Annotated in this window: 16 protein-coding genes and 1 pseudogene; 3 read left to right on the top strand and 14 right to left on the bottom strand. The window is 59.0% G+C overall.

Annotated features, from left to right (window positions below; genetic code table 11):
* The first annotated feature begins 314 nt into the window (after positions 1–314).
* Positions 315–668 carry a hypothetical protein gene (locus tag BSIN_RS17590; RefSeq protein ID WP_058901187.1) on the top strand — a complete coding sequence of 118 codons (354 nt, stop codon included), beginning with the start codon at positions 315–317 and terminating at the stop codon, positions 666–668.
* A 36-nt stretch (positions 669–704) separates the two neighbouring features.
* Here the strand turns inward: BSIN_RS17590 and BSIN_RS26900 are convergent.
* From BSIN_RS26900 to BSIN_RS17530, 11 genes and pseudogenes are all read right to left on the bottom strand, one after another.
* A pseudogene (locus tag BSIN_RS26900) lies at positions 705–1,210 on the bottom strand (DUF6933 domain-containing protein).
* Positions 1,211–1,238: 28 nt separating this feature from the next.
* Entirely contained in the window at positions 1,239–1,565 is a 327-nt protein-coding gene (locus tag BSIN_RS17580; RefSeq protein WP_058901188.1) for an H-NS histone family protein, read from the bottom strand.
* Positions 1,566–1,818: 253 nt separating this feature from the next.
* Positions 1,819–4,020, bottom strand: coding sequence for a ParB N-terminal domain-containing protein (locus BSIN_RS17575; protein ID WP_058901189.1), 2,202 nt, complete (start codon positions 4,018–4,020; stop codon positions 1,819–1,821).
* A 1-nt stretch (position 4,021) separates the two neighbouring features.
* Positions 4,022–4,675, bottom strand: coding sequence for a GIY-YIG nuclease family protein (locus BSIN_RS25480; protein ID WP_077021874.1), 654 nt, complete (start codon positions 4,673–4,675; stop codon positions 4,022–4,024).
* Positions 4,672–5,514 carry a phosphoadenosine phosphosulfate reductase family protein gene (locus BSIN_RS17565; protein WP_077021875.1) on the bottom strand — a complete coding sequence of 281 codons (843 nt, stop codon included), beginning with the start codon at positions 5,512–5,514 and terminating at the stop codon, positions 4,672–4,674. Before BSIN_RS17565 ends, BSIN_RS25480 begins: the two co-directional genes overlap by 4 nt.
* The gene (locus tag BSIN_RS17560) at positions 5,507–8,686 is read right to left on the bottom strand and encodes an ATP-binding protein (RefSeq protein WP_230463929.1); all 3,180 of its coding nucleotides are present in this window, start codon (positions 8,684–8,686) and stop codon (positions 5,507–5,509) included. Before BSIN_RS17560 ends, BSIN_RS17565 begins: the two co-directional genes overlap by 8 nt.
* A gap of 154 nt (positions 8,687–8,840) precedes the next feature.
* Positions 8,841–9,770 (bottom strand): DUF4007 family protein, encoded by a 930-nt coding sequence (locus BSIN_RS17555; protein ID WP_058901191.1) that lies wholly within the window; start codon positions 9,768–9,770, stop codon positions 8,841–8,843.
* A gap of 649 nt (positions 9,771–10,419) precedes the next feature.
* Positions 10,420–10,773, bottom strand: coding sequence for a hypothetical protein (locus BSIN_RS17545; protein ID WP_058901192.1), 354 nt, complete (start codon positions 10,771–10,773; stop codon positions 10,420–10,422).
* A gap of 119 nt (positions 10,774–10,892) precedes the next feature.
* The gene (locus BSIN_RS17540; RefSeq protein WP_058901193.1) at positions 10,893–11,450 is read right to left on the bottom strand and encodes a DUF4339 domain-containing protein; all 558 of its coding nucleotides are present in this window, start codon (positions 11,448–11,450) and stop codon (positions 10,893–10,895) included.
* A gap of 199 nt (positions 11,451–11,649) precedes the next feature.
* Positions 11,650–13,407 carry a hypothetical protein gene (locus tag BSIN_RS17535; RefSeq protein WP_058901194.1) on the bottom strand — a complete coding sequence of 586 codons (1,758 nt, stop codon included), beginning with the start codon at positions 13,405–13,407 and terminating at the stop codon, positions 11,650–11,652.
* A 192-nt stretch (positions 13,408–13,599) separates the two neighbouring features.
* On the bottom strand, positions 13,600–15,609 hold the full coding sequence (locus BSIN_RS17530; protein ID WP_058901195.1) for an acyltransferase family protein: 2,010 nt from the start codon (positions 15,607–15,609) through the stop codon (positions 13,600–13,602).
* Positions 15,610–15,809: 200 nt separating this feature from the next.
* Here BSIN_RS17530 and BSIN_RS17525 point away from each other — a divergent pair, with 200 nt between their 5' ends.
* Positions 15,810–16,139, top strand: coding sequence for a helix-turn-helix domain-containing protein (locus BSIN_RS17525; RefSeq protein WP_077021877.1), 330 nt, complete (start codon positions 15,810–15,812; stop codon positions 16,137–16,139).
* 294 nt (positions 16,140–16,433) lie between these two features.
* The gene (locus BSIN_RS17520) at positions 16,434–20,123 is read left to right on the top strand and encodes an AAA family ATPase (RefSeq protein ID WP_058901196.1); all 3,690 of its coding nucleotides are present in this window, start codon (positions 16,434–16,436) and stop codon (positions 20,121–20,123) included.
* Positions 20,124–20,341: 218 nt separating this feature from the next.
* On the opposite strand, the gene BSIN_RS17515 is transcribed toward BSIN_RS17520, so the two are convergent.
* From BSIN_RS17515 to BSIN_RS17505, 3 genes are all read right to left on the bottom strand, one after another.
* Positions 20,342–20,980 carry a hypothetical protein gene (locus BSIN_RS17515; protein WP_048989158.1) on the bottom strand — a complete coding sequence of 213 codons (639 nt, stop codon included), beginning with the start codon at positions 20,978–20,980 and terminating at the stop codon, positions 20,342–20,344.
* 2 nt (positions 20,981–20,982) lie between these two features.
* A complete protein-coding gene (locus BSIN_RS17510; RefSeq protein WP_058901197.1) occupies positions 20,983–21,282 on the bottom strand; it encodes a hypothetical protein in 300 nt (99 codons plus the stop codon).
* 317 nt (positions 21,283–21,599) lie between these two features.
* A complete protein-coding gene (locus BSIN_RS17505) occupies positions 21,600–22,406 on the bottom strand; it encodes a DUF4942 domain-containing protein (RefSeq protein ID WP_058901198.1) in 807 nt (268 codons plus the stop codon).
* Positions 22,407–22,471: the final 65 nt, after the last annotated feature.

Raw genomic sequence — 22,471 nt, 5'->3', positions numbered from 1 at the left:
ACGTTCGAGAAGAACTGGGCCGCCGCTCAGCAAGGGCAAGCGGCCTGATTGCCTCGGTTATGGGATTCGTGAAACAGGGGCAAGGTCAAAGATCACGTCCCGCTGGTTTTCCGTCGAATACTGTTGGTGTTCGGTGGACATGCGTACATAGGCAGCGGCGCGCTCCCGTCCGTTGCTATCTACTGCTCGATTTTTTCGTACGCGACGAGTCACCGTATTTCCCATCCAACTGGAAGTTGTAGCTATTTCAATTTCCGCCATTTCGTCGTAATCACCTTGCGATGACAACCAATATACTTTTGGAGGTTGGAAATATGTTGCGGGAGACACGCAAGAAGTTGCCGATCGAATCAGGGCGAGGACTCACTGCCCGCGAATACGCGGTAGCGGTCGAGGTGGCGCTGAAACGCGAGATCGGAACATCTAGGCATGCTGTCAAGTCGCTCGCGCGCTTGACACATGCGAGCGAACGCACGGTTCAGAACTGGCTATCGGGGGTGCGTGGGCCGAATGGCGTGCATCTGATCCTGCTGGCGCAAAATTTTGCGGCGATCCGTTCGACCATCATGTTTCTCGCAGGTCAAGGGATGCAGCAATCTGCTGATCTGGAGGCGGTGATACAGTTACTGCTTGAGGCGATTGCCAAGTTGAACGGTCAAGTAGGGTAGGTATTCGAATATGCGCAACGAGCCGCCGACTCGGCGTTATTGTCGGGTCGGAGTAGCGCTTTGTGCGAGTGCACGTACCCGTTGAGCTGGACTGTCGTAGCGTAATGGCTTACACGGTACGTCGGCGAGCTTCATGGAGAGGCGATGCAGATCGGGTGATGCGTCTTGTTCTTCTTTCCAGACGCGTGCCAGAAATGCGAATTCGTTGAGCGTCCCAACCATGCTCCGGTTGCCGGTCTTCGCGATTTCGCAATCGCGCATGTGCTGCATCTCGGCGTCGATCTTCGCGGCGTCCATCCATGCGCTTGCAACACGGTTGCCAGTGCTTTCGGAAAGCGAGCAGGCAGGGTTGCGACCGGCGCGAGCGGCATGAGAACCGGCAAGAGCATGCGTTCGTTGACGCAAAGCACCGCTTGAGGGCGCCAGAACAACACGGTGGCGTACCAACGTCCCAATGTGGACGCCGGCGTACTCAGCGGGTCGGGGGACGGCTGGCGACCCAGGCGATCTAGTAGCTTGTGGGTGCAGTGAAGGTGAAGCATCGTTTCGAGACGTCGAGCGACGGTATAGTCAGTGCCCTTCGGGCCACCAGGGCTTGGGAGTTTCCCGGATCAGGTAGTCGTCGAGATTCTTGCCGACGAGCCACTTAGGACGCGGCCCGTTGCCAGACCAAGACTGGCCCGTATCGGGATCGTAGTACTTGGCTGGTGCCTTCTTTCGCTTGGCTTGGATGAAGCCAGCAGCGCGCAGCAGCTCGATTTCGCTGATGCCGTACGCGTTCACGTGTTCGCCGATCTCGGCAAGTACGGCTTGCTTTTCCCGTTGCCTTGCTTCTTCAACAAGCAGGTTCAATTGACCGAGCTGCTTCTGCAACTCTCGAATGGTAGGTCGATTCATGAGCGGTTTTTACAATGGAGACATCATTTTGAGCGAAAGTGCTCGGTCGAGTTGGCGCACTCACTTTCTCTGCTCAAAATCTCATCGTTGACGAACTTATGGTCGGAACAAAGATTTGCGGTCGAAACCGAAAGTATAAGGTTATATATGTGGTTGGCTAAGCTGCGATGGCGGAGTGGTCATTTTTTTTGAATGATAGTGAGTAGGCGCCGATCGAGGTGAGTCGGTCGGCGTCTTTATGTAACGTTAGCTCTTAACTCTCGAAGATGTTTCTTTCCAGTGTAATACTCTTGCCATGCACGGCTGAAAGGAAGGATTCGAAATCTCCTTTCACTTTCGTTAGTAGTTCGTCTCTAACCTCTTTCTGAACTTCTTCGTGGATGAGCCGGTTTTCTTCGCAATAGGATTTGAATCTGCGTTCGAACAGCGATGCTGCAACGGCTGCGCGACATGTGTTTCGATCCGTGAGGACGAATTCCTTAAGCTTCGGCTCTTGAGGAGTCCACAGCTCAAGAAGCAGATACCTATACTTGGGCCATTCCGCTGGTTGCAGTTCTCCCGGAAGAACCACATTACGAAAAACGGGGCCACCGGTCAAAACCTTGACAGCCGGCTCCACGGACAGATCTCCCACGAATACGCGGAATAAGCGCTCCAACTCTTTGGCATTCGAGGGTGCAAAAATGTTGTGTAAATTGTTCAGGTATTCATCAAGTAACTCGATTGTCGAGTACGTAATGTCGCCAAGAGCTTGCTCAACAGCTTCAGTGTACGTGCAGATCAGAGCAGTTTGAAAGGCAACTGTTGAAAACACGTTCTCGAAGAGGCCATCGATCGCATCTTTTATCGCCTCATCGAGGACATTGTCGACTGTAACTTTATTTAATGCCTGTTTGCTGAGATTCGATAGAAAATGGCTAGCTCGATTGATACGCATGCCCTTCACGAGGGTTTTCCGTTTTGTTACGAGTCCATCGACGCGGGTGAGCGTTTCTGTGATTTCCGGAGAAGTCCAACCTGGCTCTTTGTCTTTGTTACGCCGCTCGAGACCTTCGCGAAATTCGTCGAATGTGCGCGCAGTTGCTTGGCCATCGAACAGCATTTTTTCCAGTTCAGGATCATGTGCTCCAATCAGCTCTTGTTGCAAGGCGAGGGTCGCGTTTGAAAACGCGGCGAAAGGATGAAACTTACTCAACATCCTTTCGATCGGAGGGACGTACAATTCACGCCATTTTGTGCGAAACTCGTTAGCGATTTCGTCAGAGTAATTAGTCCGTGTATTCGCCTCTCGTTTTGCCTGAACGATCGAGTCTTTTAGGCCCAGGCGTACATATGCCATGTGGAGTCGCTTTCTTGGAGCGCCGACTTTTCCTTTTGCCTCGATACCATGAACGATGTCATCGCTCATGAGGATATGCTCAGTGAGATGATATAGATGGCTTACGCCACTAAACGCGACATCACTCCCGACTTTAACGCGATCGCCTTCTTGGTCGAGTTCGATATTAAAGATCCGTAATCCAGTCTCGTCTTTGCTGCCGAACTGTTTGACATGAGACAGCGTTTCTCGCAAACATTCGGCGACAATGTCTTGGTCGTTTAGCAAGCGATTTCGGGAATCCGATACTTTCTTGGCGGTCTTGTTGAGCGTGAGAAATACTCGTCGCGCGGCTCGAATCACATCCATGTCTTTTTGCCATTCCGCGTCGAGTTGCGGAAAAGTGCAAATGATCATGGGCATTTGGAGGTGTTCGAGATCGTATGTCCGGATTTCTTTATCGGGCCACACCTTGTAGTACCGTTCATATGGGCTCCGTTTCGCGTCAGTCCAACCACCCGTGAGGTTGCGGTGGAGCGCTAGAAGCGCCATGGCACGATGCTGACCGTCGACAATCGCGAGCGCGCAGTTATCGCGCGACAGGCTCAGCATCGCACCGTCGGTCGTCACCACCTCGCCGTTCTTTTGCACGAACTGTCGGAATTGGAACTGTTCAGCTCCCACCTCGCCTGCCGTAATTGTGCGCTCGTCGAAACCTTTGTGCTGCTCCGACGGAACCTGCGTTTGAGTTACTTTTCGATAGAGCGCGTCCGGCATGCGGCTCACTGGCTGAAGCGGTAACGCTATGGCGACGATCGGTGGGAACAGCTTGATCTGTCCAGATACAGATGGATCGAGAAGGTAGGGGATAAGTTCCAGAGATACGCGCGCGTCGTCGATGTCGCGCTGCATGATCTCGTCGAAATCGAGTTGCTTCAGGTCGAATATCTCTCGTACCGGAGCAAGCATGTCGAGAAGCTGTGTCTGCCCTTGCTTTGCGGAGAGCGATACGTGCGTCAGCACATACTTCACTTCGATGCCGGATGCCTCGTTATCCGCCTTTGTCACGCGGAAGGTCCCGACTGTACCTTGAACGTGGACGTTCAATGCGCTTTGGGTATTCGTAAGAAGGACCATGTCAGTTACGTCCAAAGATAGGAAAATTAATTCGGTTGAGAATGTTCTCGAGGTCGTTGTGCTCGCCTGTATCTACGTCGACGTCTGCAACTACAACGAACAAATTTGTCGGGTCAAAGCCTCTTGCCACTACTTGGTTTGCAAATCCTGCTTCAAGCACGTCGGTCGAGTCTGGGGAAGTATGTCCGACATCGCGCAATTCCGTGATCTTGCGTTTATGCGTTCGTAATCGAGTCCGAAGATTCACAGCCATGCCGATGTATAACGGTGCCGTAAAGCCTGGCGCAGCAGATGCTAGAACGTCTGCAATCTTGCGCAATCGCTCGGGCTCTGCGACGAGGCGCTCGACGAGGTTCTCTGATTTGCTCGGCTCGTGAGAGACGTCCCCGCCGTACCGTGGCTTCAACGCACCTCGTAGCTGCACGCGATACGGTGCTTCGCGATACGGATTGAACACAAATCGATCCAGAGCCGACTCGACCACTTGTTTCGCCTCGTACAGGTTTGATGTCTTGGCGTGATTTATAGATTCAATAATGGAGTTAATGTCAGCTGTGCTGATAATTAATTTTGCATACCACGCATAGACGCCAGGTGTCTCGGGAACCTGGTCGATTTCCGTCCAAGCGAAGGCTCGTCCCGAGTCGAGGTTCATTTGTGGCAAACGAGGCATGCTCCGCCACCTTCGTCCTCAAGGTACAAGTCATCGATGTCGAGTGGTTCAGCGGTTGCCACCCTAAGCGGATTCGGTCGCCTGCGTGCGAGTTCGCGCTCCTTGCGGGCTTCGAAATCTGCTTCGATTTCCGCAATGCGTTCCGGTCGCTCAAGCTCGCTCAGCGATTCGCCTTGACTCCATGTAAAGGGGGAGCCATGTTTCAGCGCTGTCTTCTCGTAATCCTTGGCATCCTCGAATTCCTTCGGATGGTTTCTTTTGAGCCTTACCCACTCGATTTTTTGCTGAAAGAAACAGAATGTGCATCCGCTCCGTGATCGCCAATCGTAGTATTTGGGTAAGCCTAGACCAGAACCCTCCAGAATTTCTATCACGCTGGCTTTGTCGATTCCATGCTCCCGAAACGGCAACTTGACAATCAGATTGTCGTGCTGCGTAACCATGCCTTCGCGATGCTCCTCATCGGAACGGATTGCGACATAGCTGAAAACTTTATCTCCAGATTCAAGCCACGGGCGAATCCATCGTTTGAAGGGTTCGAGCTTCAACTGACGCGTGCACCACCGCGTCTTCGGGGAGGGGAGGAAGTTTCCATACGTGCGTAGCCAAAAGTCAAAATCGCGATGTGGATTCAAGTAATGAATAGGCCGGCCGAGGAAGCCTTCAAGGCGCCCCAGAAAGTCGTAGACTTCGGGAAGTTCTTTCCCCGTATCGGTAAAAAAATAGTCAATCTGAAGATTGGGATAGTGTTGCCGCATATATACGGCCAGCGCCGCGCTGTCTTTTCCGCCCGACAAGCCAAGCACATGTCGTTCAGCCATCATGCCGCTCCTTCTTGCCTTGGTTCGCCATTAATGCTCCCGCCTCGGCCAACGCTGCCAGGACGACTTCGGATTTTTCTCCCTGCGTCCGTGCAAGAATCGATTTCACGAGACGATCGACCACCGGGACATCCTTCTCTGCAATATCAATTGACTGAGAGACGTCCATGCCGTGGCTAGCGCCAAACACAACTCCAATGACGCGACGCGTCGAGGGGCGCCCACGGAGGTGAGCCATAATTTCGGTTTTCCGGAATTCGATTGCCCATGTCGCCAAGGTGACCACGGCAGCGTCCACGTCTCGGTCCACCCAGGCCGTAGCCGGTTTATTTACTGCCAGACTGATAAGCCCTTCAATGGTTTGAGGATCTTCGTCGTAGGCCTCTAGTCGCGCGGCAAACGCATCTAGTCGAAAATCACCTGTTATGCCTTTGATGGTTGCAGCCCGTTGCCTCAACGATTCAACATCACCTTCCGTATGATCCAGAGCGTCCAGCAGCCTTGTGCGTACGAAGTTCAGCATATTGTCGTAGGCGACGGACAGTTCAGATGTGATCGCACTCAGCTTGGTTACGAGTTCCTCTGGTTCGCGCGCGTCCAAGAGTGTCGGAAGATCGGCGAACAATACCTTGTGAGGATCGTTGGCCTTCAACAACATTGCTCGAACATCTTGTGCGAGCGTGCTAATCGTCGTGGTGCGCTTGCTCCAACCGGGAAGAGACACGACTAGCCCAACTAGGCCGCGCGCTGCATCTAACGGTGCCTTCCCGACTTCTGTTTGAGTGTGGTCAGAAACGCTACGTGCGATGGCATCGACCAGCTTGACCTGATCTTTAGATGCCTCGACGTGTTGGAAACGTATGGCAGTCGCGTCCAGAATCCATTCATCAACTACAGCTTCGGACAGGTCCGACGTGAAAACGCCGTCGACGTACATCGCTAACGAGGAGCGATGTGCAAGGAAAAATGCCAGGGCCAGTATCGGCATTACGCCCGCTCGCAAGCCAAACGGTGGTGCTGCCCAGAGCGCATAAAGGTCCGCAAGAATTGTCGATTTGCCGGAGTCCAAAACGAAATTCTTGGTGCGGTACCATAATGCTTCCATGGACTGACCCGACGGGTTCATGCTGGGATCGCCAAAGCCCCATTGGCCACCGTCTCGAGGCCGGTGCAGGCCTAGAGATTGCAGAACTGTAAAGTAGAGCCCGGCGTCCGCAGGGTAGCCTTCGTAGCCGAGAGCTTCGCGGTGCCCATGCGTAATCATCCGATACATTAGCTCCTTCCGTGCCTTCACGGAATTGCTTGATGGCTCCTCTCGGTTGATCAGTTCACTAAAAATGTAAGGCGTCTTGTTGTAAACCTCTGCGGCGATCGAGGACGCGATTGCGGAAAGAACAGTCCCGTGATCTTTACCTACGACTTCTCCTTTGGAGTGCCAGCGTGAGAGGCTAAACGCATCAGCAAGCTCCTCTTCCAGAGAAGATCGGATCGCTTCGATCCGTCCAACAAGTTCCCGACGCGCAACGGAGTCCCCGTGAAGTTCGGGGCGGGTCTGCGTCACACGTTCCGCAGCTGCCAGCTCCAGGCTCAGTTCGGAAATTCGCTCGGCATTTCGGGGCGTACCAAGCAAAATGGTCCTTCCATCCGCATACTCGCTAGCCTTTCTTACACGGTGCTCGGCCGATTTGAGCGATTGGCCGGTGTCAGGAAGGCACATAAGGAATGCGCCGGCACTTCTAGGATCGTTCTTGAAGCGGTCGAGATGTTGTTCAACATCAGAAAGCTGGACAATTCGGCGTGCAAACCAACGCATCGTGCCGGTTTGATGATACAAACGCTTCGCGAGAATCGGTTGAAGGTCAGTGAGCGACGAAATCCGGTCGAGGTCAGGTTCACCGAGTTCTGCACGTGCAGAATTGATTGCACCTTCAATGTCGAAGTCGCTTCCGGCGTATACCCCCCATGCGCCTAGGTGTTTTCGCTCAATCAAAACCTTCCAATCGGCCAACTCATGCAGAGCCTTTCGAATCTCGTGGTCCGTGGCCGAAGGAATTGAGACGCTTAGCACGCGGCTGTCGGCAACTAGGCCGGAGCCATTGCGAAACATCTCGATCAGAGCGACGGTTTTGGTGAGCTGTACGTGTATGTCTTGGCCTTTGGCTTCTGCTCGCTCGACAGCCTCTGCCGCAAGCGCCCACCGATGACCATCCGGAGACGCGAGAATTGCCGGTTCTAGATTCGCACGAAGATATTCCCAGTAGCGCGACGGACCATACATGTATTGCCATTCAGCTGCGTAGCCGTCGAGGAACTCCGCAAACCCGAGTGGTTCACGAGATGCCAGAAAGCCGAAAGTGCTGCGCTCGTTTTGCCCGAAGCGACGTTTCGATATTGGTCCAAGGAGGGCGGCGGTGACCGGGTGTAACGGCCAGCATCGCTTGAGCGAATCCGCGAGCGTCGCGGGTGTGCCAGGGCGGCGTTCGCGAACTGCACTTGCAATACGTTCGGCAAGTTTGCCGGCGGCAGCGAGGTCGGGACCATCAGTCACTTGTATTGCGCGGCCGACCAGTTCGATCACCTCATCAGTGGCCGAAACCAAGGGTATGTCAACAAAGCGGCCCTGTACCTTGGCCCAGTCGTCCCTCGCTTGTCGGCCTAACCGTGTTGCGTAAGCCTCGAACGCTTGATGCAGGATGCCCACCACCACCAGCTTCCCGGCGCATCGGCTTGCTGCTTCCGCCAACTCCTGAAAGAAGTAAATGTCGTCGCCGTCCTGTGCTGAGCTTTCTAGAAATTTCCCCAGCTCGTCGACTACGACAAGTACACCATGTGGGTGATTTTCAGCAGCGGATACCAGGTCGCTAATGATGTTAGTTGTCTTGCGGCTCTTGCTCGGGCTTTGAGCACGAGCAAGGGCTGCGGATAGTTCGTTGATTACGCTTCCGCGTTTTCCCACTACCGGCAGCACCAGCCAGCCGTCACCTTTGGAGGCGAAGGCACGTTCGACGAGACTGCTTTCCGGAAAGCCGAGAATCTGCCGAGCGCGAGCGCGCAACTTTGCCTGCGGACCCACGAGGGAGCACAGCATCAATGCCAAAGATGATTTACCACCGCCATATGGCCCTGTCCACGTGAAGGCGCGTTGCCGCGTTTCGACGATTTGGCGTGCCATATTTTCTACGAGGGCGCGAGCGGTGCCTTGGCAGATGTAGCCAGAGAGAGCGTCCTCGCGTCCAAAGTCTGCGTCGATCCGTACCGACCGCATGAATTGGCGCGAGATGGATACTACGTCTGATAGGCGTTTCGTAGCGGATTCGTTCGCTGCCTTAGTTCTTGGCATATGCAGCCTTCAGTAGCTTGTACTTGTACGTGTTTAAATCTTCCAACGCCGCGTCTCGGCGCGTAACCTGCCGAATTCCAGCCTGTTCTGTCCATTGGATAAGGCCGCGAGAGAGTTGCTCGAGCGCCATCAGGCGATCGGCGACAGCGTTCTCGTCGAGCTTGAATACTCGTCCGGGTGAGCCATAGTCGTGTGCTACACGATCGAACGCCATGACTGAGCCGGCGTGTTGCAAGCGTTGCCAGTATTCCATGAGCGCATACGCAAAAACGCCATCTGGCAAAGATCGCTTGGCTCCCCGCCTGAACTCGAATGTGCCCTTGGCGTTCTGTTGAATGAGCCCAAGCTCACCGAGAAGTGGCTCACTCAATTCTTCGGGAGAGTCGCCACCGAGACGTGGCACGTAACTTCGAATGCAGCATTCGACATCACGCTTGAGCGTTGCCAGGGAAATGCGAAGGTTGTTTTCCGCGATCGTTCCCGAAAGTGCTTGGACTATATGCTCGCGATCGAATATTTGTTGAACAACGTGATTGAACAAAAAATACCATGTTGTCGTTTTCTCCGGCGTGCCCGCAATCCGCCAATGCATCAGCCATGCGGTTGCGGGATGTTCGCAGTACGGATCTAACCCTGTCTCGGGATGAAATAGCATGGTCGCAAGGTCGGTCGGGGCGTAGCCGCCGTCCTGCTCGGTTATGATGTCGCAAGCCGATGCCCAATACCGGATTGAAGTCGCCATGTTTCTGCCGACTCCAAACCGGACGATGGCGTCCTCATCAGAGAAGATCGACTTCGGGGCGGGTAGGTCGTCCCCGACGATCGCGTCATAGGCCTTGCGGAGCCAAAGCTGCCGCAGCGGGAAGGTCTCATGTCCAGAGAACTGTGGTGTCAGATTAGGGGGCAGAGGAGTCATGCTGAGAGTTTAGCACTGGACGATGTCGCCAGTCGGGCGCTAGGGCGTCGTACCGATCCCCTGAATTTTTATTTTTGCTATCGAAGTTGGTGAATCAATAGCTTGGTCCGCCGACGACTTTCCCGCCGCATCGCGATGAATCCGTGCCTTTGCACCGTAGGCGCAGAATGGCACGCGTATCACCGCAGAGCTGGTCAGGTCGGCGGCGCTTCGGGAGGGAATTCCCATGCTAACTCTCGCCGACGAAGAAGCCCGTCTACGTTGAGCCAACGACCATCTCCGCAACGCCCTCTACCTCCTTTCAGTTCAGCAGGACTGAGTGGAGCGACATAGGGCGGCGGGACTCGATACAACCATGAGTGATGCGCTGCTGAGCCTGATGAATGCAACGCCTCGTAACTTCATCCAGCGCCGCATAGCTATTTGCGACGCGATTAAGAGGGGCAGTGTCAGCGACGACTCCCGTCCGGCGTGCTTAAGCGCAGGACGGGAGTCGTCGCCTGCGATTGCTGACCTTCACGGATTGACGGGCGCTCGCCAAATGCCCAGGTTCCTCCCGTGAGATTCCCCGGAAATACGAGATGAACCAAAAAAGAAAGTCAGCATCTGAGAGCGTGCCTGCGGGCACGCTCCGTTGTTTGTTGGGTCGTCAGTTGCAGTTGCGCAACTCCTGGAAATCGAAGTCGGACAGTTTGGCCCAGCCGATGACTTTGCCGGCGACGCTGTCCGGATTCGGCAGATCGTAGTTCGGCACGGTGACGAGCTGAACGAAGCCGCCGGGCGCTTCGGCCTTGACGGTGAAGGCCGCGAACGCGGTTAGCGCGCGTTTCGGGGCAGTTGCATTTGGGGCATCAAGGACATAGATCGGATGCCTGAAGACGAGGTTGCCATTGGCTCCGACCTTGGTTTTCGGGTACACACATTGGCCGACGTTGTTTGCTGCGTGCGCGGCGGGCAGTGAGAGGACGAGGGTGGCCGAAAGGGCCGCAAGCGATTTTTTCATGACGTAGCTCATTGAGGGAGGGGCGGCTGTTTTTGTTGGAGCAGCCGTCCGGGTTATGCGCTTGTTCGAAGCGCGAGAAATGGGATTGGGATGCGGGCCTGTTGCGGCTCAGGAGTCGATCAGGCCGCTTCGAGCAGAGAGATCACGAAGAGCACGACCCATGTCCAGAAATAGGCCGGTGATTGATGCAGCGATTTGGCTCGCTTCCAGAGGTAGACCGGCACGACGAACACGAGCTTGCTGAACTGGGACGTATCGACACCTGCCCGCTTCAGTCGCCGTTCGTCAAACCAGCTCAAGCCGACGTTCAGCAGCAGCGTTATCCACCAGTACTGACCGGATTTGACGGCGAGCTCGCCGGCAAGCCCGGCCATATCCTCGGTTGGTGCGAGTGCGCCGCCGAGCATGGCTTGCAGCATGAGGCCGATGATGGGCGCGAGTGCCAGAATCCAGACGATGGCGTTGCTGATTTTCGCGGTCGGCAACACCGGGGGCATGGAGGAAGTTTCGAGGTGGGCGGCAAGGTCCGTATCTGCCAACGTGTGCCAGTCGACGAAACCTTGTTTCCAGACGAGCGTGCTGAGGGTGATGACGCGCTCTTGGATGAGGCGACGGATCTCATCGTCGGAGACAGGACCGAGACGCCGACCGTCTTTTTCATAGTGCCAGGTATTCACGGGCGATACTCCTTGTAGGGGAAAGAGAACGAAGCGGCAGATGCCGGCCGCGTCGTCGAACGGAACGAGGTGAGTTGTTCGCTAACGCGGCGAGCGGAATAAAAAAGCCGACCGGCGAACCGATCGGCAAAGACGGTCCCGGCGATCCGAGGGGGTAAGTGCCAGAACCCAGGCCAAAGTTGTGAGACGCTGAAATCGGTTATCGAGCGGCGATTGCTGCATTGAGCGCTGTCATGAGCGAAGCGGGCAGGCCGCTCGCAAACTGAAGCGATGTCTCGGTGTATGTCGACGGGTACAGCCATCCCACCTGCAAACGACCGGCGCGCAGCGCGAGGATCAGCTTGGCCCCTCGAACGAGCGGCTTCATCCGACCGTTGTTCGCTGCCAGTGCCGAGAGGTCGGCCTGCGTGAAGTCGAAGATCAGCACGTTGGGATTGTTGGCGTAGACCGACCAGGTGCCCTGCTTGCCATCGACCGTTGCATGATGATCCGCCGACAACTGGATGGAGCCCAATCCGACATTCAGCGCGGCAAGCTCCACGCCGATCGCTTGCTGAATCGAGGTGTAGGTCGTGTTCGAATTGCCGGCGGTCATGACGATCGTACTGCCGTCCATGAAGGCTGGAGCCCCGCCGCAGACCACACCGCTCTGTACAACGGCGTTGTCGCACATCGGGACGGACACGGGGAGTACAACGCGATCAGCCGAATAGGTCCGAATGCCGAGGTACGCGGTCGTGCCGCTCGGGAACGCCGTACCAGTCAGTTGCGATGCGTGCACGAAGTCGATGAAACCCGGCACAACCGGTGCGGCGAGCGACAGCGGCTTACCGGACAGATCAGTCGACCGCGATTCATACGTGAACCCGATACCCGACGCCGGGTCGGCGCCGGAGAGCGTGGTGCCGACACGCGAAAGCGGCTGCGGGGCAAGTCGCTGAGTCTCCAAAATGAGATCCGACCAAGTTCCATCTGCCTTCAGCACGTACTCGCCAGCCAGCCCGTCATATTTGCCGCCGTTGTAGGCACCGAGACCGACACTGGTCCACGTGTTGCTGTCGACCGGCAGATTTTCCTGTTGATCGACTTGCAGTGCGCCGTTGACTATCTGGCGTACATCGCGAACCAAAGCCTGATTCGTCGAGCCCGGTGTCGGGTTGTAGCCGCCGAAGAACGAAATCAGGTAGTCCACGAAGCTGTAGGTCGGCGTGGAAAGTACCAGTGATGCATCCGCAACCTGATAAACCGGGTTGCGAGCCTGGGCGGCGAGATCGTCCTTCGTGACCGATGCCACGCTTCCCTTCGCGATCATCGCATTCAAGACATTGCGCACGGTCGCGATGTCGACGGCGCCATTCGTCGCGAATGTGCCGAGCTTATCGACGATTTGGGTCGCGAGTGATTGTGTTGCCGCGTCCTTGTTGGCGAGATAGTCCGCGTTGGGATCGATCTGACCGCCGAGCAACCCCTGGACGGCGGCAACCGCCTGCGCGCTACTCAAGCCGGTCTGCATTTGGGCGGAAACGAGAGTCGTGAGCGGACTGACGATCTGTGATGACGTCGGTTGAACCGTCTGCGACAGCGTAAAGGTGGCCGGGAACTGGAAGCCGGCCGGGCGGGAGAGGTCTTTTGTGGACGGTGAAACTTGAACCAGCAAAGTCTTGCTCGTCGCATCGCCGTTGTACGGAATCGAGAACTGGCCGGTTGGGTCAGTGACGGCGCTCGGCTCCCCCGGATCACAAGTGCCATTGTTGTTCAGGTCTAGACAGGCGGTTGCACCGACCAGATAGCCGTCGATGGCTTTGCCCGTGATGGTGGGCGTGGGCGTCGTTGGCGTGGTGCCGCCGCCTGCTGACGGCTGACCGGAATCACCACCACCGCCGCACGCAGCGAGCGATGCCGCGATTGATACGCCGAGAATGTGCTTGGCGAACCCCGTATGGTCTTTGACTTTCATTGTTGGCACCTTGCTTAAAAGGACCCGTTGCGGGCCGGAAGTAAAGAACAGAAAGGGGGCCGGCCGTAGCCGGCCCACCGAATAAAAAGCGCCGACCGGCGAACCGGCCGACGAAATGGTTCTGGCAATCCGAGGCTGATGTGTGCCAGAACCCAGGCAACGAACTGGACGAGCGTGAAACTGCATGCGCACTCACTGACGCAGCAGGGGCAGGAACTGCCGGGCGACGAGCCCGTTCCCGTAGTCGGACAGGTGATCGCCGTAGCTGTAGAGATAGTGGCGATCCCGCGTCATCGGACACACGTTGCGGCTGCTGTCGCATAGCGCGTTTGCCGGGTCGTAGACCAGTAGCGCGGGATGGCGACGCTTCAGCGCGTCAACGAGTGCCGTGAACGGCGCCATGCGGGTAACGTGATCGCGATAGCTGATTGCGCAACGCTGCGCCGCACTCATATCGGTGACACCGAGCGCATGCCGCACGAACGGCCACGCGAGTGGGCGTCGATCCATGCACTGTCGCGGATCGCGCAGGCGCGGGTTGTCGAGCACCAGCGCGACGCGCCGCCGGGCCCGCTCGAGCGCCGTCACGGCCTGATCAAGCCCGTCGAGCGCGGCAGATTCACGGGGTGTGGTCTGGTCGCGATCGGCGAAGGTTTGTCCGATTACGTCGCGATCGGTCATGACGAGCACGACGGTCTTGAGCTCGGGCGTGTCCAGCAGCACGCGCAGCGCCGTGATGTTGGCGTCGCGACACAGTGCCGGGTCGTCGCCCGCGTTCGACGACGTGCGCCAGACGCCCGCCATCGGCGCGCAGCTCGGGCGCGCAATCAGCGTCCAGCCTTCGCCGGGCGCCGATTCGCGAACCAGCCCCCAGTACAGCGCGTCAGCCTTGCTGTCGCCCCACACCGCGAAATGCGAGCGCGCACGCTTGTCGGTCGCGCAGAACGGAAACAGCTGTTGCTCGTCCGGCGACACGCCGCACATGGGGTTGACGAATTCATGACCCGCGCCGAGCTTGGCCGTCGTCACATCGGCATCCGGGCTGTAGCCCTTGCGGAACCCGAGTCCGCCGCGCACGTACGTCATCCCGCCGAGATAGACAACGCCGATCATCAGCAGACACGGCGCGACGATTTTCCAGCGTTTCGCCGCCCCGAAGCGGACCGGCCGTTCGATGATCACGGTTGTCAGCCACGCGAACGCGACGGCGATCACGACCAACCCGGTGCGCACCGCCGGCGATGGCACCCGACCAGCGATGACGAAGGCGAACGACAGCAGCGGCCAATGCCAGAGATACAGCGCATAGCTGATCTTGCCGAACCAGACCGCTACGGGCTGCGCGAGTACGCGCCGGTTGATCCAGCCCTCCCGGCCGACCGCAATGAGCGCGACCGCACCGATGACTGGCAGCACTGCCCACGCGCCGGGAAACGCGACGCGCGCGTTCAGCAGCGTGAACGATGCGGCGCACAGCAGGCCGCCGCCGATCGACAGCGCATTGGCCCACGGGCCATCGACGGACCGGAATCGGACGACCGCGATCGCCAGTGCCGCGCCGGCCAGCAACTCCCACATGCGCGTGACCGGCCAGTAGAAGGCGGCGGACGGATGGTGACCGACGAGCGCGACGTTGGCGGCGAACGAGGCGAGGCCGATGACGCCGCATACCCACCCGACGCGCCTGGCCTTGTGCGCAGCCCATAGCACGAGGGGCCAGACGATATAGAACTGTTCCTCGACCCCGAGCGACCACAGGTGCAGCAGCGGCTTGGCTTGCGCCGCCTGGTCGAAATACCCGGCTTCGGTCCACGATACCCAGTTCGACACGAACCCAGCGCTGGCGACGATGTGCTTGCCGAGTTCACGATACTCGTCGCCGTACAGGCTGAACCAGCCCATCGCGTAGGTGGTGAGAAGCACGATGACCAATGCCGGGAAGAGCCGGCGAATCCGCCGTGCGTAGAAACGGCGGAGCGAGAATTGGTCGGTCCCCAGATCGGCGATCAGGATGCCGGTGATCAAGTAGCCGGAGATGACGAAGAACACATCGACACCGACGAAGCCACCGGGCAGCGCGGAGGGAAACGCGTGGAAGAGCACGACGGCGAGCACGGCGGCGGCGCGCAGACCGTCGATGTCGGGCCGGTAGACGAGCGTGCCGGCCGCCGCCGTGGCCGAGGCGGAAAGAGTTTTGGTCATGGTTGTTCTTGTCTACTGCTGCGTTTGGTTTGTAGTGTTTACTCAACAAATCGGGGCGCAATGGCTCGCTCGGCCGCGAGCGGCAGAGGACAATCCGGCATCCCTCGGATCAATAGCTAACGGATTGTAGAATAAACACGACGAGTAAAGATGTGTATACTACGTCGTGAATCAGTCGACGGCGGGGCATCCTGCACGCCATGACTGTGAAGCGCTCAACACCGCCCACCGGGCGTCCGGCTCCGATCTCGATTGCGCTCGGCAAGCGAATCAAGGAATGCCGCCATGCGGCTGAGAAATCCCAGGAAACGCTTGCCTTCGAAGCGCTCGTCGATCGCACCTACATCTCGGCGATCGAACGTGGGATCGCGAACCCGTCCATCGAAACACTGGCGAACATCTGCTATTCGCTGAACGTAACCCTTGCGGAACTGTTCGCGCCGCTGAACGGCGTGTCGCTGAAACCGACGGGCGAGCGCCGCGCGAACGCGGCGACGCCACCGGAGATCAAGCGTCAGCGGTTGCGGTGACGGTCAGGATTTGCGGGGCTGTCGTGATGGTTTTTCCGCATCGCGCGCATCGACGAATGCGCTGATTGTGGGATCGAGTTGTTGGACCAATCCTGAGAGTTGATCTTGCACTGATCATTGTCGCTTGTCGGCCACCAGCAGACGGTCAAGAACCTAGGCACAAAGCTGCCATTCAGAGCCCTCTTGGGTATGCTTATACTGCGCTATGGCCTGCGGATTTTTGTCCAAATTAGTCGGGTAATAATCGCGATTTGCCGTCCAAATAGATAGCTAGACGCATTGAGAGCAAATGTAATGTTCCACCTGACCGCACGCGTAGCCTGGCACGACTCCCGCTGGAACGGATCTGTCTGCCGCCATCCATCGTGCAACTCGTTCTGCGCCGCACTCGACCGCATCCGCGAGGAGCGCGACGACGCGCGCGAAGATATGATAGCCGGCAAGCGATGGAGCACGCTTGAGCCAGACGTGCTGCCTGCCTGCCAAGCGGAGTCGGGCGCGTTCATGAACGACGAGGAATGGGCTCGGCGCTTCGTTCACCCGTACGCGGGCATCAAGAAGGCCGAGGAGACGCACGGGCACCTGAAGCCGACGTTGGTGAAGATCCCGCCGTACGCTACGTTCGTCGTTCCGTTCGCATGGATGCTCAAGAGCGAACAGGAGGCGATCGACGCTCGACTGCCCACGCCGCTTCCCCTCGACGAGGAAGCTCCGTTCAATAGCCCGTGGGTCTTCGGGCGCGAGCGCCAGGAGGCAATCCTCAAACTGTTCACGAGCCGCCTCACGGCGGAGCGCTCGCTGATCTTCTTCTACTGCAAGGAAGGGCAGCCGCTCGGGGACACCTTCTCGCGGCTGGTAATAGGCGTCGGAAGGATCGCCAATGTCGCCCAGCCGAAGGCCTACGAAGTCTCGAAGAAGAAGCCCACGCACTTGATGTGGGACCTGCTCATTCGCCACACAATCCGGCCCGATGGCGAGGACGGATTCCTACTCCCGTACCACGATTACTTAGAACCGACGGGTGATGCCAGCGAAGACGCGCGGCGCGAACGGCTCCTTCGCGAGATCGCGGTGCCCGCCGACCCGGCACACGTTCGGGTCTTCTCTTACGCCGCCGAACTCGCCCCCGCAGACATCGCTCTCTCGACCTTGGTGCGCTGCCTCGAATCGGTGCGGAAGATTCGCATGCATGGCATCGCCAAGGGCCCGTGGGAGCGTCGCGAGGAGTGGCTCAACGAGCAAATCGCCCAAGCATGGCAGGACCGAGGGCCGTTCCCTGGGCTCGGCCCTGTGCTCGAAGCGCTGGGGATGCGCTTAGGGACGGCACTGGCGCTGGAGCTGCGGTCGTCGGGAACGGTGAAGGCCGAAGCCGACCCGTGGCCGACGGTGGACGCGATCCTTCGCGGTGAACAAAAGGCTCCGCAGCCCGCATACACCGAGGACGTGAAGGCGATCCGCGAGACATGGACGGGCCTCGCCGATGAGCGTCGCGCCCTGCTCAAGCTGCTCTCGCGCTTCGCGCTTACCTCGGAGCAGGCGCTCCGCTGGTTCGACCCGAAGGAACGCGCGAAAGGCATCGCCGCGAAGGTGACCGACGAGGAGATCCTCGCGAACCCGTACCGCATAAGCGAGTTGGATCTCGGCGCCTGGAACGACTCGCCGGTGTCCGCCGGCGTTATCGATCGCGGGTTGCTTCCCGACGCGACCATCGCCGCGAAGCACCCGGTCCCGGCGCCGTCGAAGGTGGGCTCGCCGAACGACGCGCGCCGCCTGCGCGCTGCCCTGGTCGCGATCCTGCGTGAAGCATCCGAGAACGGCGATGCGCTCCTCAGCGTGCCCGAAGCGCTTCAGCGAGTGGGATCGCTCGACCTCGCGCACCCGTGCGTCATCGGCTCGGACTGGCCAAGCACGAACCGCTCGATGCTCGCCGGGGTCGTCGAGCTCATCGACATCACCGCTGCGGAAGGAACTCCGATGGCGGCGCTCCAGCTCACGGAACTAAAGGGCCGCGAGGACCGACTTCGCTCCGTGCTTGGCAAGCGTGCAGCGAAGGCTGCGGTACCCATCACGGCCGACTGGCGGAAGCTGCTCGTCACCGCTATCTCCGAGGCGGGCGGCAAGTTCGACAAGGAGAACGAGATCCACCGGCAGGCGATCGACGAACAGGCCGTCGCCCTCGAGCGGCTTATCTCACGGCGTCTCAGCGTTCTCGTCGGACGCGCGGGCACGGGCAAGACGTCCGTCATGGGCGCGCTCATGCTCTGCGACGCGCTCACGAAGGACGGAATCCTGCTGCTCGCGCCGACCGGAAAAGCGCGTGTGCGTCTCGGCAAGGCGACTAGCGCGGAGGCGATGACCGTCGCGCAGTTCCTTCATCGCCTTGGTCGCTACGACGGCTCTCGTCAGCGGCCAAAGTTCGACGGCAAGGACAAGTACCGGAAGGAACGGACGGTTGTCATCGACGAGTGTTCAATGCTCACGATGGACGACCTGGTCGCCGTTCTCGAAGCGCTCGACCTCGCGCACGTCCAGCGCATCATCCTCGTCGGCGATCCGAACCAGCTCCCGCCCATCGGCGTGGGTCGTCCCTTCGCTGACCTCGTCTCGTACCTTGAAACCACGGAGGTGACGGGGGAGAACGGCACGCCGCTCGGCAATGCGCTCGCCAGGCTCTCGGTCGAGGTCCGCGCGGCAGCAGTAGCGTCCTCGTCTGCCTCGGACGCGCTCCGTCTCGCGTCTTGGTTCACGCGCGAGCAGCAGCCCGTCGACGCCGACCGTGTGCTCAGCGACCTTGAGCTAGGCGAGAAGTTTAACGACCTCGAGATCGCGTTGTGGAAGACGCCCGACGAGCTGCGTGCACAGCTCCTGGCGGCGTTCCAGCGGCACCTCGGACTGAGCGGTCCAAGCGACGTCGCCGGATTCGACACGGCGCTCGGTCTCGACGACAAGGGCTGGGTCCCGTTCGACGCGCCGGAGGGCTCCGAGCGCTGGCAGATCCTGTCGCCGGTCCGCATGCAACCGCACGGCGTCCACGACCTGAACCGCTGGGTGCAGCGGCAGTTCCGCGCGAAGGAGCTGGGGGCGGCAGCGACGCTTTGGGGAGTGAGCCTTGGCGACGAGACTATCGTCGCTAAGGACAAGGTCATCCAGACCACGAACCAACGGCGCAAGGCGTACAACTGGGTCGAGCGCGCGAGTGAGGAGCACTATATCGCGAACGGCGAAGTCGCCTTGATGTCGAAGGTAAAGAATATGCTCAAGGGCGTGTTCGCCGGGCGGCCGAACCTGACTTTCGACTACTGGCCCAACCAGTTTTCCAACGGCTACGCTCCTCTCGAGCTGGCCTACGCACTCACCGTCCATAAGTCGCAGGGCAGCGAGTTCAAGAAGGTCTTCGTCATCATGCCGAAGAACAGTAGGCTGCTCTCGCGCGAGCTGGTGTACACCGCGCTCACGCGGTCGCGTGAACAGCTCGTGCTCCTCATCGAGGGCGACAACGCGACAGTGCTCTTCGACCTCACGCGCCCGGAGCGCTCGGAAACCGCGCGCCGCAACACGAATATCTTCCATAGCGTCATCCGCGCCGCCGACGACACTGTGCCCTTCGCCGAGCACCTGATCCACCGGACCGAGAAAGGCCATTTGGTGCGCAGCAAATCGGAGCTGGTCATCGCAAACATGCTGTTCCAGCTCGGTATCCCGTACGAGTACGAGCGAGTGCTTGACGGGACGACCGTGTCGGGCCGCCTTCGCCCCGACTTCTCGTTTGTTACCGCCGACGGCGACCTGCTCATCTGGGAGCACCTCGGCATGCTCAGCCGCCCCGACTACAAGCGGGGCTGGGAGTGGAAGCAAGCTTGGTACGGAAAGAACGGCTTCGCTGAGGGCAAGACGCTCTTCACGTCGACCGAGGAGGACGGCAAGGGTCTCGATTCGGCAGAGCTAAAGAAGACGGCGCTGATGATTAAGAATCTGCTTGAGTAGCCAGTGTCTGAGAATCCGTTGCAGCGAACGGTACTCTACGCGGCCCGCCGCTGAACCAGAGCCTTGAAAGTCCGCATTTCGAAAACTTGACTGGCCGCAATGGGTTGCGGACTCAACTGGTTGCTGCGTTGAGCGATCGACTCTTTTGGGGTGTGCGTTGCCGTTACCTGAGGAGTGGTCGGGCATCGCCGTGCAAGCGCAGCGACGCCCGTGCGAGATCAAGCATCAACGATTGAGCCGCCAATGGAGCGGATCGACACGCCGCCCAGCAATTTCACACTCCGAGCAGCCGCAAGCGATCGGTGGCGGAACGGGGCGTTACCGTTTCGGTCGAGGCGCGCGTTGAATCCGGCGAGCCCCGGCTCATTGCCCGCCGGGTCGATCAGCAACATGGCATGCGGCTCGAACGTCCGGCCATTTTGTTGCCCCTCCATGCCGACCACAAGCGCGGCTCGCCATTTGACCGGATGACGTTGCTGCCAGCCGATGATGACCGACCAACCGGCTTGTAACTCGCGCTGGACGAAATGCAATAGGTCCGCGCCGTCGGCCGTGCACATAGCTGGGCGAACGTCGAGGTTTAGCTCTGCGATGAAGCTTGCGAGCTCAGGCAACGTCAGTCCGTGCAGGTAGTGTGGCCACGCGTCGTCCCATACCACCTGCTCGGGACCGGACGCGTGATACGGCAGGTAGACAGGATCGTCCAGCTTGCCGAGCATGGCGAGCGCCATCGCGACGCAGTGAAATGTACTGCCGCCATCCCAATGGCCTTGGCGGCTGAACAGCGCATTGCCGGAAGTGACGAGTGTGGGCTGCTGACCGAGCCGGATGCCAGGATGGAATTTCTGGATCAGCATGGTCAGTAATCCCCCGGCAACAGGAACGTCGTCGACGAGCGATCCCATTCGGTGATGACCCAGACGGTTTGCCCGCTGGGCAGGACGTAGCTGGACAGCAAGCGCAGCCCGACCTCGATCGACAACTCATTCTGTTCGCGGTCGGATTCGGACAGATCGCCCCAGTCGCCGCACACGTGGCGGATCAGCAGGTCGACGATCGAAACACGCGCGTCGGTGATCGCTTCCAGCGCGGCGGGTGTAGCGAAGATGCGGCCGAGCTTGAAGCGCGGGCCGGCGTGGATCGTGGAAGGTAGCGTCATGATGGACTACTCCTGAAAATGGGCGAGCGCTGGCCTCCGATAGAACCGGATAGCGAGCGCATCGAAGGTGGAAAAGATCAGCGGAACGTCATCAACGCACTGCGGACGGCGGACAGCAGTCGTAGACCGGCCAGCCGTGGCGGCGCGCGACGGCGCCCGCGCAATGCAGCGCAACAAGATGCGTTGGCAGATCGGCGCAGCACGTGACGGATGACATAACAGGACTCCTGTAGGGCGAGTGCGGTCCTCCGGATGAACCGGATGCCGATGTCCCTGAATGAGCTGGGGAAAGACGAGACGCAGGACGCGTCCCGGTGCTACCGCGCTTCCGAGGCGAGCGCGTTCGGATGGTGTTTCGCGAGGATCTTGTTCATTTGCTTGACGAGATCCGGGCGCAAAAACGTCAAGTGCCCGTTGCCATTTTTGAACCAGCGCAGGTGGAAGTAGGCGTTCTCGGCTTCGGTCTTTCGTTGGCGCTGCGCGTCCGAGATGAGCCCCGACATGCCATGCCGATGATCCGGCTCCGGCTTGCCATCGAGCACACTGAACACTCGCATCAGATCGTCCAGTTCGTTCGTCACGTGGTAGTTGGAGCTACCTTGCGAGAGCAGATACCGGACGATGATGCGCTTGCCGAACTTGAAAGGCTGATTGGTCTTGTAGTCCCACGACAGCCGCTGGAAGCATTGCAGCACGCCGCGTTCGAACATGTCGTCGCGTGCTCCGTAGAGCTGCGCGAAGGTGGCTTCGATGTTGGCGGCTGTCAATTCGGGCACGTCGCCTTCGGCAATTTGGTGACTCCACTGGTCGCGAGCTTTCGCATCCATGAAGGTGCGCAAGCCCGACTCCGACATCAGGTAGTCCCAGCCGCGCACGTCGACGATGCGCACCATAGCGGCTTCGGCTTCGTCGCGCTTGGCGTACTCTCCGGTAACGGTCGGCCGGCCGCGACAGCCGTAGCTTTCATCGAGCACGAGTCGCGGGAAGCCGAGATGTGCAGCCTTGGCAAGCTGTTGGGCTTCGCCGAGCAAGTCGAGGGCGGCGCGCACGCGCTCGACGACGGCGACGCGCTGGTTGGCGAGGTTGGCGATGCTGATGCTGGGGACGAGCGTATTCGGTTCCATGTTTCATGGTGATGGGAAGGTGATTGGGAAAGCGACAGCAAAAGGCCGGGCACGAAGCCCGGCCG

The organism is Burkholderia singularis (genome assembly GCF_900176645.1).
Lineage (GTDB): Bacteria > Pseudomonadota > Gammaproteobacteria > Burkholderiales > Burkholderiaceae > Burkholderia > Burkholderia singularis.
The sequence above is the reverse complement of the archived record's forward strand: the minus strand, read 5'-3'. Positions and strand labels throughout refer to the sequence as shown.

What these genes read in the sequence shown, in the direction of transcription:
- BSIN_RS17590 (WP_058901187.1), top strand. Translation starts at nt 315, where the DNA reads ATGTTGCGGGAGACACGCAAGAAGTTGCCGATCGAATCAGGGCGAGGA.
- BSIN_RS17580 (WP_058901188.1), bottom strand. Translation starts at nt 1,565, where the DNA reads ATGAATCGACCTACCATTCGAGAGTTGCAGAAGCAGCTCGGTCAATTG.
- BSIN_RS17575 (WP_058901189.1), bottom strand. Translation starts at nt 4,020, where the DNA reads ATGGTCCTTCTTACGAATACCCAAAGCGCATTGAACGTCCACGTTCAA.
- BSIN_RS25480 (WP_077021874.1), bottom strand. Translation starts at nt 4,675, where the DNA reads ATGAACCTCGACTCGGGACGAGCCTTCGCTTGGACGGAAATCGACCAG.
- BSIN_RS17565 (WP_077021875.1), bottom strand. Translation starts at nt 5,514, where the DNA reads ATGGCTGAACGACATGTGCTTGGCTTGTCGGGCGGAAAAGACAGCGCG.
- BSIN_RS17560 (WP_230463929.1), bottom strand. Translation starts at nt 8,686, where the DNA reads ATGGCACGCCAAATCGTCGAAACGCGGCAACGCGCCTTCACGTGGACA.
- BSIN_RS17555 (WP_058901191.1), bottom strand. Translation starts at nt 9,770, where the DNA reads ATGACTCCTCTGCCCCCTAATCTGACACCACAGTTCTCTGGACATGAG.
- BSIN_RS17545 (WP_058901192.1), bottom strand. Translation starts at nt 10,773, where the DNA reads ATGAAAAAATCGCTTGCGGCCCTTTCGGCCACCCTCGTCCTCTCACTG.
- BSIN_RS17535 (WP_058901194.1), bottom strand. Translation starts at nt 13,407, where the DNA reads ATGAAAGTCAAAGACCATACGGGGTTCGCCAAGCACATTCTCGGCGTA.
- BSIN_RS17530 (WP_058901195.1), bottom strand. Translation starts at nt 15,609, where the DNA reads ATGACCAAAACTCTTTCCGCCTCGGCCACGGCGGCGGCCGGCACGCTC.
- BSIN_RS17525 (WP_077021877.1), top strand. Translation starts at nt 15,810, where the DNA reads ATGACTGTGAAGCGCTCAACACCGCCCACCGGGCGTCCGGCTCCGATC.
- BSIN_RS17520 (WP_058901196.1), top strand. Translation starts at nt 16,434, where the DNA reads ATGTTCCACCTGACCGCACGCGTAGCCTGGCACGACTCCCGCTGGAAC.
- BSIN_RS17515 (WP_048989158.1), bottom strand. Translation starts at nt 20,980, where the DNA reads ATGCTGATCCAGAAATTCCATCCTGGCATCCGGCTCGGTCAGCAGCCC.
- BSIN_RS17510 (WP_058901197.1), bottom strand. Translation starts at nt 21,282, where the DNA reads ATGACGCTACCTTCCACGATCCACGCCGGCCCGCGCTTCAAGCTCGGC.
- BSIN_RS17505 (WP_058901198.1), bottom strand. Translation starts at nt 22,406, where the DNA reads ATGGAACCGAATACGCTCGTCCCCAGCATCAGCATCGCCAACCTCGCC.